Raw genomic sequence first — 12,372 nt, 5'->3', positions numbered from 1 at the left:
AAGAGGGCAGCGACCGACCCGAGGGAGGCGCGATAGCGCCGCCCTCGGGTCGGCGCTGCCCGGCGTAAACGCCGGGCGGGACATATGATCGATCTCCGGACAAATTTGCGCTTTGCAGTAAAGTCTCCCGACGAAGCTGAATAATTGCCCCGCTACCCCCGCGCCTTCGGCAGCGTCCACCCGTTCCGCACAGAGGCGATCCGGATCACGATGGCCAGCAGCACCGCCCCCGTCGCCACCAGCCCGCCCGGCAGCCCCGCCGCCAGACCCAGGGCATAGGCCGCCGCCCCGGCCAAAGCCGCCAAAGCATAGACCTCCTCATGCAGCACCCGTGGCACCTGCGCCGTCATGATGTCGCGCAGCACCCCGCCGCCGATGGCCGTCAAAACCCCCAGCAGCACCGCGCCAAACCCGCCCAGCCCGAAGACCAGCGCCTTGTTGCAGCCTGCAATCGCAAAGACCCCGAGGCCGACCGCATCCAGCAGCATGACCGGCCGGTCCAGCCGCTCGATCACCGGGGCGAAGAAGAAGGCCACGAGCCCCGCCGCGCAGGTCAGCGCCAGCGGCCACAGATCCACCAGCACGGCGGGCGGCACATCGCCCAGCAGCACATCCCGCACCACGCCCCCGGCCACCCCCACGGCCGCCGACAGCACGAGGATGCCGAAGAGGTCAAACCCCCGCCGCACCGCCACCATCGCCCCGGTCAGCCCGAAGACAAAGGTGCCCATCACGTCGAGCAGGGCATAAAGGGTCAGCCCGGACAGCATCGGTCACATCCTTGCGCCAAGAGATTGCCCGCCAGTGTCACCACGCGGGCAGGGCAGGTCAATTCCCCTGTCAGCACAGCGGGTTGCACCCGCCAGCCCCCGTGCCAAAGCAGACCCAAAGAAAACGGCGGCCCGGTCTCCCGGTCCGCCGCCAATTCCCATCCGCGACCAGAGCGGATCAGAGCATCGCCTTGACCTTGGCCACGATAGTCTCCGCCGTGATCCCGAAATGCTCATAGAGCACCTCTGCCGGCGCCGAGGCCCCAAAGGACGACATGCCCACGAAATCCGCCTTGGCCTCGCGCCCACGCTCGCCCAGCAGCCAGCGGTCCCAGCCCTGACGCACCCCGGCCTCCACGCCCACGCGCACCGGCCCTGCGGGCAGCACGCGTTTGCGATAGGCCTCGTCCTGCTCGGCAAACAGCTCCATGCAGGGCATGGACACGACACGCGTGCCGATCCCATCGGCCTGCAGCATGTCGCGCGCCTTCAACGCGATCTCGACCTCCGACCCGGTGGCGATCAGGATCGCCTGCCGCTTGCCCTCGCTGTCGGCCAGCACATAGGCGCCCTGGGCGGAGAGGTTCTTCTGCTTGTGTTCCAGCCGCACGGTCGGCACGTTCTGCCGCGTCAGCGACAGGACAGACGGCGTGCCGGTCTGCGTCAGCGCCAGCTCCCAGGCCTCTGCCGTCTCGATCACATCCGCGGGGCGGAAGACCAGCGTGTTCGGCGTCGCGCGGGAGATCGCCAGATGTTCCACCGGCTGGTGCGTCGGACCGTCCTCGCCCAGACCGATCGAGTCATGCGTCATCACATAGACCACCGGCTGCTGCATCAGCGCCGACAGGCGCATCGCCGGGCGGGCATAATCGGTAAAGCACATGAAGGTGCCGGAATAAGGCCGGATGCCGCCATGCAGTGCCATGCCGTTCATCGCCGAGGCCATGCCATGTTCACGGATGCCGTAATGGATGAACCGCCCGTCGCGGCTGTCCACGTCAAAGATGCCCAGATCGCCGGTCTTGGTGTTGTTCGATCCGGTCAGGTCGGCAGACCCGCCCAGCGTCTCCGGCAGCACCGGGTTCACGACCTCCAGCACCATTTCGGATGCCTTGCGGGTGGCGACCTTCGGCTGGGCTTCGGAGTTCTGCTTCTTCAGCGCCCGGATGACAGAGGCCAGCTTGTTCGGCGCCTCGCCCTTCATGGTCCGTTCGAACTCGGCCTTCTTGCGCTCGGACACCTCGTTCAGACGCGCCTCCCAGGCGAACCGTTCCTCGGTGCCACGGCGGCCGATCTCTTCCCAGGCGGATTTGACATCCGCCGGAACCTCAAACGGGCCGGTGGTCCAGCCGTAAGCCTCTTTCGCGGCGGCCATCTGATCCTTGTCGGTCAGCGCGCCATGGCCCTTGGAGGTATCCTGCGCGGCATGGCCAAGCGCGATATGCGTCTTGCAGGCGATCATCTTGGGCTTGCTGCCCTTCTGGGCCCAGGCCAGCGCCTTGTCGATGGCCTCCGGGTCATGCCCGTCGATCTCCATCACATCCCAGCCCGACGCCTTGAACCGCGCCACCTGATCGGTGCGGTCCGACAGCTCCACGGTGCCGTCGATGGTGATGTTGTTATTGTCCCACAGGACCACGAGACGGCCCAGCTCCAGACGGCCCGCGAGCGCAATCGCCTCCTGGCTGACGCCTTCCATCAGGCAGCCGTCGCCGGCGATCACATAGGTGCGGTGATCGACGATCTTCTTGCCGAACCGCGCCCGCAGCGCCTCTTCCGCGATGGCGAAGCCGACGGAATTGGCAATGCCCTGACCCAGCGGGCCGGTGGTGGTCTCGATACCCGAGGCCAGGAAATTCTCCGGATGGCCGGCGGTCTTGGCGCCCAGCTGGCGGAAATTCCGGATCTCCTCAATCGGGAATTCCTCGTAGCCGGTCAGATGCAGCAGCGAATAGAGCAGCATGGAGCCATGGCCCGCCGACAGGATGAACCGGTCGCGATCCGCCCAGTCCGGCGCGGAGGCGTCGAACTTCAGGTATTTCCCGAACAGCACCGTCGCCACATCGGCCATGCCCATCGGCATGCCGGAATGGCCGGAATTGGCGGCGGCAACGGCATCCAGCGTCAGCGCGCGGATGGCAGTGGCCTTGGACCAGTGATCGGGATGGGCGTTGCGGAGGGCGGCGATATCCACGGGGCGGGCTCCTCTGATACCTGCGGAACGGGCGATGTTAGCGCTCTATAACCAGCCCGGCCACAGTTGCAAGGCGCCCGTCACCCCCTGGCGACGGCCCGGGGAGCCCCCAGATGGAATTGTCGAATGGTTACAGAGGGATTTGGGCTTTCCTTCATGTTTCGCTAGACTGTGTGGAAATCTGCCGCTCCGAATGATTCGGCGCGGCGCCCGGCGGAACGATGTACCGGCGTAACCGGCGGGAAGATAAGAAGAACGGGTGGGACAAGGGCGGCCCTGTCATGAGTGATATCGACGATCTTCAGCGGCGTCTGAATGCGGCTCTGGACCGTATCGGGCGGGGAATCGCTGCGCTGCCCGATGCCTCGGCGCCGCAGAATCCGCCTGAAGACAGCGGTTTGCAGGCGAAATCTGATGCGCTTGAGGCACAGGTCGCCGAACAGAAGACCGCCCTCGCCGAAATGAACCGCGAAATGAACCGGCTGCGCAAATCCAACGCCCAGCTCCGGGAAATCACGCAGTCGCTGCGGACGGCCAACGAATCTTTCCTGGGTGATGCCGATACGATCGACACGGCGTTGAAAATGGAACTTGAAGCCCTGCGCGCCAGCCATGCCGCGGCGGAGGCCGAAGTGCGGGCGGTGATGGATGCGCTGGCGCCGCTGATCGCCCCGGCCCCGGCCACGCAGCGCAGCCAGACGGAGGACGTGTGATGGCCGAACTTGAAATTCTGATCGGCGGACGTGCCTTCGAAGTGGCCTGCCAGGAAGGCGAGGAGCATTACCTTCAGACGGCGGCGGAAATGCTGAACGCCGAAGCGCAGTCGCTGATTGCCCAGACCGGCCGCATCCCCGAAGCGCGTATGCTGCTGATGTCGGGCCTGATGCTGGCCGACCGCACCGCCGGGGTCGAGGACCGCCTGAAAGAGCTGGAAGAAGAGATAGAGGCCCTGCGCAGCGACAACGCCCGGCTCAAGGCCACCGCCGAAACGGCACAGCGTCGTCCTGCGGCCCAGACGGTCGAGGTCGTGCCAGCCGCGCTTAAGGACGGTCTGCTGAACATGGCCGGCAAGGCAGAGCGGCTCGCAGAAGAGCTGGAACAGAAAGCGGCCGGCTGACCGGCCGCTCTTGCTGAGGGACTGACCCGGAGGTCAGGCGTTGGCGGCCCGGATCTTCTCTGCCGCGTCCTTGTCGTAGCTCACGGCGTTCTGGTCGAACAGCGTGTCCAGCTCGCCCGACAGCGTCATCTCCGTCACGATATCGCAGCCGCCGATGAACTCTCCCTTGACGTAAAGCTGGGGGATCGTGGGCCAGTCCGAATAGTCTTTGATACCCTGGCGGATATCGGCATCGGCCAGAACGTTCACATCGGAAAATTCGACGCCCATATAGTTCAGCACGCCGGCGACGCGGGACGAAAATCCGCACTGAGGCATGGTTTTGGTGCCTTTCATGAAGAGCACAACATCATTGCCCTTCACGATTTCATCAATCGAAGTTTTCACGTCGCTCATCATAGTCTCCTTTATGGCAGCCGTCGCGACCCAGACGCGACGGTGCAGCCGATGGGGCCGGCACGCATGTGGCGGATTGTTTGGACCGGGCCGGGACATGCCCGCCCGTGGAGTGATCTGGTTCCCGTCACGCCGGCGGCCGGGTTGTCAGCGCCAGCGCATGCAGCTCTCCGGCCGGGCCGTCCATCTTGCCCTGCAGGGCGGCATAGACAGCACGCTGCTGCTGGACCCGGTTCAGCCCGCGGAAGCTTTCGTCCACGACGCTGGCCGAGAAATGCTGCCCGTCATCGCCCTGTACCTCGATCACGGCGTCGGGAAAGCTCTGGCGGATAAGTTCCTCGATTTCGCGGGCCTGAATGGGCATTTGGGCTACTCCGGACTCTGGTCTTTGCCTGAATCTAATGCCTTGCGCGCCGCGCTGCAAGGCGGCGTGCATGTCCAAAGGCGCACCCGCCATGCAAGACTGTCCCCGGGCAATGCCCGAGCCAGGCGCCTCCGGTGCCCCGGGCGGAGAAAATTGGATCAGGGTGCCCCTGTCGCAGGGCCGTCTCGCAAGACGCGACGCGGGAGAGGCCGGTCGGCTGGCGCCACGACGCGGCGCGGATGGCGGGTCTCTCCGGGGCGCGGGCAGATGCCGCGCCCCGGATCGGTCCTCGTGGGGCGCGGGCTGGTGCCGCGCCCCCGATCGGGTCTGTCAGCGGCGGCGGATCAGGCGAGCAGCGCCATGACCCGGCCCGGACCGCCGGTGCCACCGGCGAACTTCGGGGCCCCTGCAACAAGAGTGGCGCCCAGCGGAGGCAGATCGTCGAGATTGGCGAGGTTTTCGATCCCATAACGTCCGGACGGCAGCCAAGCATAATGCACCGGCGAGGTTGTGGAATTGCCCGGATCGAGAGACATGGTGTCCACACCGATCCCGTTCACCACCCGCTCGCGCATCAGGAAATCGACCGCCTCGACGTGGAAGCCGGGGAAATGCAGCTTGCCCTCCGCATCCTGCCCGCGGAACATGTCGCTGCCCAGATGCGCCTCCCAGCCCGAATTCATCGCGACGCAGGCGTTTTCGGGGATCTCGCCATGCGCGGCCTCAAAGGCGGCGATATCATCGGGCGTAAGCATATAGTCCGGATCCTCTGCCGCCTTGGCTTTCACGTCGATGACAGCCAGCGGGCAGATCAGCTTTTCCACCGGGATCTCGTCTACCGAGGCGCCATCGGCGCTGAAGTGGAGCGGCGCATCGAAATGGGTGCCGACATGTTCGGCATATTTCATGATGCGCAGGTTCAGCTTGTCCTTGTCATAGGTAAACATGTCCTCAGACTCCCAGGCCGGGGTGCCGAAAAAGGTCGGGAAATCCGCGGTCAGCGTATGGGTCAGGTCAAGCGCGCGGGTCGCGGTGACATGGGTCGCGGCGCTGGCGCTATGGGCCGAGGCCGACAGCATCAGCCCGCTCCCGGCGGCGAGGGCCGCCCCGGACATGAAACCGCGGCGGGTCACTTCAGATTTGACGTCGTTCATCAGACAGACGTGGCACATGTGTTTTCTCCTTGTTGGTGTTTTTCGTGGGGTCTTCTCTGGTAATTTCGCCGTGTCGTTTTGGGGCCGCTTCGGAACCGGAAGGTCAGATCGTGGCGAGGTCGCGCACCGTCCGGTCGTTCTGCACATTGCCGGTGTTCAGGGTGGTGGAGGGCTCCATCAGCAGAACATCGCAGGGACCGCCGAGCGCCTCGGGGCAGTGTTCGACGCCGCGCGGCACAATCAGGAACTGGCCCGGGCCGACCCATTCCGTCCGGTCGCGGAAATGCATCGCCATGCGCCCGCGCGTGACGAGGAAAAGCTCGTCTTCCTCGTCGTGGTGGTGCCAGACGAACGCGCCCTCGAACCGGGCCAGCTTGATATCCATCTCGCCCAGTTGACCCGCGATGACGGGTGTCCAGGGTTTGGCGACGCTCTTCTGAGCAGCGGCCAGATCGACGGTCCGGTTGGGACAGATCCGGCCCGCGATCCTGGCCGTGACCATCAGGATGGCCGACAGCTGGGCCGGAAGGTCAGGCGCGGCGCCCTTGAAGTGGCCATCCAGCGCGGCGGTGCCGATGGTGAATGCGGCGGCGCCAGCCAGATGTGCCTGCCTTATCCGTGTCTCGCCGTCGATCGAGCCCGCGACGATCACCGGCTTGCCCGCGGCCTTTGCCACCTTGGCAATCAGGCCCGGCACATCGCCCTGAAACCGCCACGCCAGCAGGTCGAGCCCCGCCACACCCGGCAGGGCCACAAGCCGCCGGGCCGAGGCGACGATATCCTCCGCCGGGCCTTCCAGCACCGACGGATGCCCGGTCACGCGCCCCGGGAAAGGGAAATAGCGGATGCCAGTCCCTGCGATGATCGGCAGCACGGCTTCCGCACGGGTGCCGCCCAGCAGCACGTCGACCCCGATCTCGACCGCCATCCGGGCCGAGGTCAGCTCGCTCGCTTCGTCCAGGGACACCACTTCGAGGTAAGAGGTCGCCCCGCCGGCCCGGATGGCGGCGTTCAGCTCTTTCAGCGCCTCCACCGGCAGGCCGATGTCCTTGAAGCCGATGTGCCGGATCCCAAGCGCCAGCGCCTCTTGCAGCCGGTCTGACGCATCCGGGATGGTCCGGTCATTGCGCGTCAGCATGAAAATGAAATCCATCAGATCGTCTCCTTGGTTTTGTGGCGGGCGAGGGTTGCGGCCATCTGCATCGCGCTGCGCAGCGACGACGGATCCGCAATGCCCTTGCCCGCAATGTCGAAGGCCGTGCCGTGGTCGGGCGACGTCCGCACGAAGGGCAGGCCGAGCGTGACGTTCACGCCCTTCTCCAGCCCGAGGTATTTCACCGGGATCAGCCCCTGATCGTGGTATTGCGCGACCACCACGTCGAACCGCCCCTGCCGGGCGGCCATAAAGACGGTGTCGCCGGGCCAGGGCCCGGAGGCGTCGATGCCCTCGGCCCGGGCGGCGGCAATTGCGGGGGCAATGATCTGGATCTCTTCATGCCCGAACAGCCCATCCTCGCCGGCATGCGGGTTCAGCCCGGCAACCGCAACGCGCGGGGCGCTGACGCCCAGAGCGCGGCACCCCTCATGCGCCAGCCGGATGGCGGCCATCTGGGCTGAATAATCCGCCTGCCAGATCGCATCGCGCAGGCTGACGTGAATGGTGACCAGCACGGTCCGGATCTCGTCATTGGCCAGCATCATGGCGACCCGGGCCGCACCGCCGAGATCGGCCAGCATTTCGGTATGTCCGGGATAGGGGACCCCGGCCCGCGCCAGCGCAGCCTTGTTGATCGGGGCGGTCACAATGCCTGAGACGGCGCCGGCACGGGCCAACGCGATGGCCGCCGCAATCGCGTCAAAGGCGGCCTGCCCGGCAGCGGCGGTGACGGCGCCATAGGGCGGCGGCGCGATGTCCTGCCCGGTCGGGATGATCCGGACAGTGCCGGGGCGGGGGGCAGGGCCGGGCCTGTCCACCACGGCAATCTGCGTGCCGGGCGATACAAGCTCCAGCGCCCGGCGCAGCACCTGCACCTGTCCGATTGCAACCGCATCCGGCAGATCCGGGTCGGTCAGGCAGCGGGCGGCGATTTCGGGGCCGATCCCGGCCGGATCGCCGAGTGTAATGGCCAGTGGTGCCTGTGTCATTCTGTCTCCGATATTGGGCAAAGGCGGGTCATGGCGCGGGCCAGCACGTCCGGGCCGCCAAAGCCTCCGGCTTTCATGGCCAGGGCAAGGGGGCGACCATTGAAACTGGCCTCGCACAGGGGAAATCCCGGCTCGATCTCTCCGGTCAGGCGCATGCGGGAAATGCCCAGCCGGTCCAGGATGGCGGCCATTGTCTCGCCGCCGGTGGCGATGAGGGTGCCGGGACCCGTCGCGCGGATATGTGCGGCGGCGGTATCGGCCAGCCTGGCCAGGATGGCCCGCGGATCACCCGGGTCAGCGGGCGCGGTCAGCACGCGCCAACCCGGCGGCAGATCGGCCAGCGCTGCGGCCTGACGCTGAGAGACCGGGTTGCCACTGCCAACCACCACCAGACCGCCAGCGCGCGGCGCCTGCGATGCCGGTGCGGCCGATGCGCCGCCAAACCGCCGCCCGAGCGCGATCGCAAGACCGGGAGAGCCGACAAACAGGCAGGTCTCCGGTGACGGGAGCCGCGCAATCCAGCGGTCCAGCGCCGCCTGATCCGCGCAGTCGAGGACAATCGCGCCCGCCTCCGCCGTTGGTGCCTGATCCGCGCGGCACAGACGGACAGGACCCGCGATATCGCCCATCAGGGCCATGATATCCGCACTGCGGACAGGATGGACCGCATCGGCGCCATAGGGGCTGCGATCAACCGGGACACCGTCGACATATTGTACGCCGCCCCGGGTCACCCGACCCGCCGCAGGAAAGGCCGGGGCCATGACGATGCGTGCACGACCGCTTGCGGCAAAGCAGGCTGCGATCTCTTCGCGCACATGCCCGCGCAGGGTCGAATCGACGGTTTTCAGAAGGATCGCCTCGCCAGGCACCTGCGCCGCGGCGGCAGAGACCCGCGCCACGGCCGCTTTCACGGGGGCCGCACGGCTGTCGCAGTCAAGCGCGACAACCGCGCCATCGGCCCAGGCGCCGCGGGCGAGGTGGACGGCCCCCGGCAGGAAGGGCGCGGCGCCGTCTGCGGCGCTGGTCAGATCATCGGCGATGATGCGGACGGGCCGCACAGGATCGGAGAGACTTGTCATAATTCGTGAATATTGCGAACAATGCACACATAAAAAGCGATAAGAACTGACACTAATGGTGATAAAATCTAACGAATGAAGCGATCCGACCTGCCATCCCTCGACGATCTCCGGGCGTTCGAGGCCATCGTGCGCAAGGGCTCTGTCCGCGCCGCGGCCGAGGAGCTGGCCCTGACCCATGGCGCCGTCAGCCGCCGCGCCGGCAATCTGTCCGCGGCCGTGGGTCTGCCATTGCTGCGGCCCGATGGGCGCGGCGTCGCCCCGACAGAGGAAGGGCAGGCGCTCTCTGACGCGATGACGCAGGCCATGGCAATCCTGTCGTCCACACTGGCCGATCTGCGCCGGGCGACGGGGCCGCGTCCGCTTGTGCTGTCCTGTGAAAGATCGATCGCCATGCGGTGGCTGATCCCGCGGCTGTCCCGGTTTGAGATGGACCGCCCGGATATCGCCCTGCACCTGTCAGTGGGGGGCGGGGCGAACGATCTGGGCGCGCCGGGCCTGTCGCTTGCGCTGCGCCGGCTCGACTTTCCGGTCGATCCCAGCTGGCACGTCACCCGGCTCTGTGCCGAACGGACCGGCCCGGTCACCCATCCGGACCTTGCCGCGACAGTCATGCAGGGCGGTTTTGTGGCCCTCGCATCCCGATCGCGTCCCGATGCCTGGTCAACCTGGCAACAGGCCAACCCGCAGGCGCCACGTCCCGGCATGACCAGATTGTTTGATCATCATTTCCTGATGGTCGAGGCCGCCGCCGCAGGTCTCGGCGTCGCTATCGCGCCCGAGCTTGTGGTCGCGGACGACCTGGCGCGCGGTCGCCTGATGGCGCCCTGCGGTTTCACCGCCGACGGATCGGATTACGGGCTGATCTGCCCGGAGCCGCAGCCGGGCCCCGAAACATCCCTGCTGATCGACTGGCTTTGTTCGGAGGTCTCCGTCAACGGCGGCTGACCGCCGCCGTCACGGGGCCGGGCCCTCAGTCGAAATGCGCGGCAAAGGCCCCACGGTAAAGCGTCGACAGTTCCGCGAGCGGGGCAGAGCTGCCGCCAAGGCTGACCTCCTCGCCGGCAAATTTGCCGACCGTGGTCAGCGTCACGCCCGCCTTGCCCGCCGCGACCATCAGCGCCTCGGCCGCATCAAAGTTGCAGGCGATCAGATAGCGGCCCTGATCCTCGCCAAACAGGAACGCCTGATCTGTCACCTCCAGCTGCACGCCGACACCAGAGGCCTCCGCCAGCTCAAAGGCGGCCAGGGCCAGCCCGCCATCCGACAGGTCAGTACAGGCCGTGATCCATGCGGCATTATCAAGAATGAATGTTCCGTTCTGCTTCTCGGCGTCCAGGTCCACCGGCGGCGCATCCCCTTCAACACGGTTCAGAACCTCCGCCAGCAGGGCGGACTGGCCCAGATGGCCGTTTGTGTCGCCAACCAGCAGGGCCATGTGACCCGCGCGGGCCGTGCCGGTGATCGCCTGTTCTGCATCTTCGATCAGTCCAACGGCGCCAATGGTCGGGGTCGGCAGGATCGCCTGACCGTCGGTCTCATTGTAAAGCGACACGTTGCCCGACACGATTGGCATGTCCAGCGCCTTGCAGGCCGCGCCGATCCCCTGAATGGCGCCGACGAATTGGCCCATGATCTCGGGCTTCTCGGGGTTGCCAAAATTCAGGTTGTCGGTGGAGGCCAGCGGCTTTGCGCCGGAGGCGATCAGGTTGCGGTAGGCCTCGGCCACCGCCTGCTTGCCGCCTTCCACCGGGTTCGCCTTGACGTAGCGCGGCGTCACGTCAGAGGTAAAGGCCAGCGCCTTGCCCGTCCCGTGCACGCGGATGATCCCGGCGCCAAAGCCTGGGATGCGCATCGTATCGGCCATCACCTGGCTGTCGTATTGCTCATAGACCCACTGGCGGGAGCAGTAGTTGGGCGAGGAGATCAGCGCCTTCAGCGCATCAATCGGATCGACCGCGGGCACGTCTTCCAAGGGCGCGGCGGCGGGCGTCGGCACATGCGGCCGGTCGTATTCCGGCGCCATGGAGGACAGTTTCGACAGCGGCAGATCGGCCCAGACCTTGCCGCCCAGTTCGATCAGGAAGCGGTCCTCGTCGATCGTCTCGCCGACGATGGCGAAATCGAGGTCCCATTTGTCGAAGACGGCCTTGGCCTCCGCCTCTTTCTCTGGACGCAGCACCATGAGCATCCGCTCCTGGCTTTCCGACAGCATCATCTCGTAGGCCGTCATATTGGCCTCCCGGCAGGGCACGCGGTCCAGATCGAGCCGGATGCCCAGCCCCCCCTTGTCGCCCATCTCCACGGCCGAGCAGGTCAGGCCCGCCGCGCCCATATCCTGGATGGAGATCACGGCGCCGGTCTGCATCAGCTCCATGCACGCCTCCATCAGGCGCTTTTCGGTGAAAGGGTCGCCCACCTGAACGGTCGGGCGCTTTTCCTCGATGGTCTCGTCGAACTCCGCAGACGCCATGGTGGCCCCGCCAACCCCGTCGCGCCCGGTCTTGGCGCCGAGATAGACCACCGGCATGCCGACGCCGGAGGCGGCCGAGTAGAATATGCCGTCTGCATCCGCGAGCCCTGCGGCAAAGGCGTTCACAAGGCAGTTGCCGTTGTAGGCCGGGTCGAACCGCACCTCACCGCCCACGGTCGGAACGCCAAAACAATTGCCGTAGCCGCCCACGCCCTCGACCACGCCATGCACCAGCTGGCGGGTCTTGGGATGCGCTTTTTCGCCAAAGGACAGGGCGTTCATCGCCGCGATGGGGCGGGCGCCCATGGTAAAGACATCGCGCAGGATGCCACCGACGCCCGTCGCCGCACCCTGGTATGGCTCGATATAGGACGGGTGGTTATGGCTCTCCATCTTGAAGACCACGGCCTGGCCGTCGCCGATATCGACAACACCGGCATTCTCGCCCGGCCCGCAGATCACCTGCGGCCCGGTGGTGGGCAGGGTCTTCAGATGCAGCTTGGAGGATTTATAGGAACAATGCTCGTTCCACATCGCCGAAAAGATGCCAAGCTCTGTGAAAGTTGGCTCCCGGTTCAGGATCTTCAGGATCTCCGCATATTCGTCCGGCTTGATGCCATGGCTGGCAATCAGCTCTTCGGTGATCTCTGGTTCCTGCATTCTGTCCCCCGGGGCTC

12 protein-coding genes are annotated in these 12,372 nt (G+C 66.2%); 3 read left to right on the top strand and 9 right to left on the bottom strand.

Features of this window, described 5'->3' with window-relative positions:
- Positions 1–152 precede the first annotated feature (152 nt).
- Entirely contained in the window at positions 153–770 is a 618-nt protein-coding gene (locus ACRARG_RS02050; RefSeq protein ID WP_432688311.1) for a trimeric intracellular cation channel family protein, read from the bottom strand.
- Between the two features lie 178 nt (positions 771–948).
- Positions 949–2,964: a transketolase gene (gene tkt / locus ACRARG_RS02045; protein WP_432688310.1), complete on the bottom strand. Its 2,016-nt coding sequence runs from the start codon at positions 2,962–2,964 to the stop codon at positions 949–951.
- Between the two features lie 281 nt (positions 2,965–3,245).
- Between tkt and ACRARG_RS02040 the strand changes: the two genes are divergently transcribed.
- Both ACRARG_RS02040 and ACRARG_RS02035 read left to right on the top strand, forming a co-directional pair.
- Positions 3,246–3,677 carry a nucleotide exchange factor GrpE gene (locus tag ACRARG_RS02040; protein WP_432688309.1) on the top strand — a complete coding sequence of 144 codons (432 nt, stop codon included), beginning with the start codon at positions 3,246–3,248 and terminating at the stop codon, positions 3,675–3,677.
- Positions 3,677–4,081, top strand: a complete 405-nt coding sequence (locus tag ACRARG_RS02035; protein ID WP_432688308.1) for a cell division protein ZapA — start codon at positions 3,677–3,679, stop codon at positions 4,079–4,081. Before ACRARG_RS02040 ends, ACRARG_RS02035 begins: the two co-directional genes overlap by 1 nt.
- Positions 4,082–4,114: 33 nt before the next feature.
- Here the strand turns inward: ACRARG_RS02035 and grxD are convergent, their stop codons facing one another.
- The 6 genes from grxD to ACRARG_RS02005 all read right to left on the bottom strand — a co-directional run bounded on the left by grxD (position 4,115) and on the right by ACRARG_RS02005 (position 9,222).
- Positions 4,115–4,477: a Grx4 family monothiol glutaredoxin gene (grxD, locus tag ACRARG_RS02030; RefSeq protein WP_432688307.1), complete on the bottom strand. Its 363-nt coding sequence runs from the start codon at positions 4,475–4,477 to the stop codon at positions 4,115–4,117.
- Between the two features lie 127 nt (positions 4,478–4,604).
- Positions 4,605–4,841, bottom strand: coding sequence for a BolA/IbaG family iron-sulfur metabolism protein (locus tag ACRARG_RS02025; protein WP_432688306.1), 237 nt, complete (start codon positions 4,839–4,841; stop codon positions 4,605–4,607).
- Positions 4,842–5,185: 344 nt separating this feature from the next.
- Positions 5,186–6,013, bottom strand: a complete 828-nt coding sequence (locus ACRARG_RS02020) for a cyclase family protein (protein WP_432688305.1) — start codon at positions 6,011–6,013, stop codon at positions 5,186–5,188.
- Positions 6,014–6,098: 85 nt separating this feature from the next.
- Positions 6,099–7,148, bottom strand: a complete 1,050-nt coding sequence (locus ACRARG_RS02015; protein WP_432688304.1) for a cupin domain-containing protein — start codon at positions 7,146–7,148, stop codon at positions 6,099–6,101.
- The gene (gene pdxA, locus ACRARG_RS02010; protein ID WP_432688303.1) at positions 7,148–8,140 is read right to left on the bottom strand and encodes a 4-hydroxythreonine-4-phosphate dehydrogenase PdxA; all 993 of its coding nucleotides are present in this window, start codon (positions 8,138–8,140) and stop codon (positions 7,148–7,150) included. Before pdxA ends, ACRARG_RS02015 begins: the two co-directional genes overlap by 1 nt.
- Entirely contained in the window at positions 8,137–9,222 is a 1,086-nt protein-coding gene (locus ACRARG_RS02005; protein WP_432688302.1) for a four-carbon acid sugar kinase family protein, read from the bottom strand. Before ACRARG_RS02005 ends, pdxA begins: the two co-directional genes overlap by 4 nt.
- 75 nt (positions 9,223–9,297) lie before the next feature.
- Between ACRARG_RS02005 and ACRARG_RS02000 the strand changes: the two genes are divergently transcribed.
- Positions 9,298–10,170, top strand: coding sequence for a LysR family transcriptional regulator (locus tag ACRARG_RS02000; protein WP_432688301.1), 873 nt, complete (start codon positions 9,298–9,300; stop codon positions 10,168–10,170).
- A 25-nt stretch (positions 10,171–10,195) separates the two neighbouring features.
- On the opposite strand, the gene purL is transcribed toward ACRARG_RS02000, so the two are convergent.
- Positions 10,196–12,355 (bottom strand): phosphoribosylformylglycinamidine synthase subunit PurL, encoded by a 2,160-nt coding sequence (purL, locus tag ACRARG_RS01995; protein ID WP_432688300.1) that lies wholly within the window; start codon positions 12,353–12,355, stop codon positions 10,196–10,198.
- Between the last annotated feature and the right edge of the window lie 17 nt (positions 12,356–12,372).

Source organism: Pseudooceanicola profundi (assembly GCF_050897955.1).
GTDB lineage: Bacteria > Pseudomonadota > Alphaproteobacteria > Rhodobacterales > Rhodobacteraceae > Pseudooceanicola.
The sequence above is the reverse complement of the archived record's forward strand: the minus strand, read 5'-3'. Positions and strand labels throughout refer to the sequence as shown.

Excerpts from the sequence above, each read along its gene's own strand:
- ACRARG_RS02050 (WP_432688311.1), bottom strand. The coding sequence starts at position 770 with ATGCTGTCCGGGCTGACCCTTTATGCCCTGCTCGACGTGATGGGCACC.
- ACRARG_RS02040 (WP_432688309.1), top strand. The coding sequence starts at position 3,246 with ATGAGTGATATCGACGATCTTCAGCGGCGTCTGAATGCGGCTCTGGAC.
- ACRARG_RS02035 (WP_432688308.1), top strand. The coding sequence starts at position 3,677 with ATGGCCGAACTTGAAATTCTGATCGGCGGACGTGCCTTCGAAGTGGCC.
- grxD (WP_432688307.1), bottom strand. The coding sequence starts at position 4,477 with ATGAGCGACGTGAAAACTTCGATTGATGAAATCGTGAAGGGCAATGAT.
- ACRARG_RS02025 (WP_432688306.1), bottom strand. The coding sequence starts at position 4,841 with ATGCCCATTCAGGCCCGCGAAATCGAGGAACTTATCCGCCAGAGCTTT.
- ACRARG_RS02020 (WP_432688305.1), bottom strand. The coding sequence starts at position 6,013 with ATGTGCCACGTCTGTCTGATGAACGACGTCAAATCTGAAGTGACCCGC.
- ACRARG_RS02015 (WP_432688304.1), bottom strand. The coding sequence starts at position 7,148 with ATGGATTTCATTTTCATGCTGACGCGCAATGACCGGACCATCCCGGAT.
- pdxA (WP_432688303.1), bottom strand. The coding sequence starts at position 8,140 with ATGACACAGGCACCACTGGCCATTACACTCGGCGATCCGGCCGGGATC.
- ACRARG_RS02005 (WP_432688302.1), bottom strand. The coding sequence starts at position 9,222 with ATGACAAGTCTCTCCGATCCTGTGCGGCCCGTCCGCATCATCGCCGAT.
- ACRARG_RS02000 (WP_432688301.1), top strand. The coding sequence starts at position 9,298 with ATGAAGCGATCCGACCTGCCATCCCTCGACGATCTCCGGGCGTTCGAG.
- purL (WP_432688300.1), bottom strand. The coding sequence starts at position 12,355 with ATGCAGGAACCAGAGATCACCGAAGAGCTGATTGCCAGCCATGGCATC.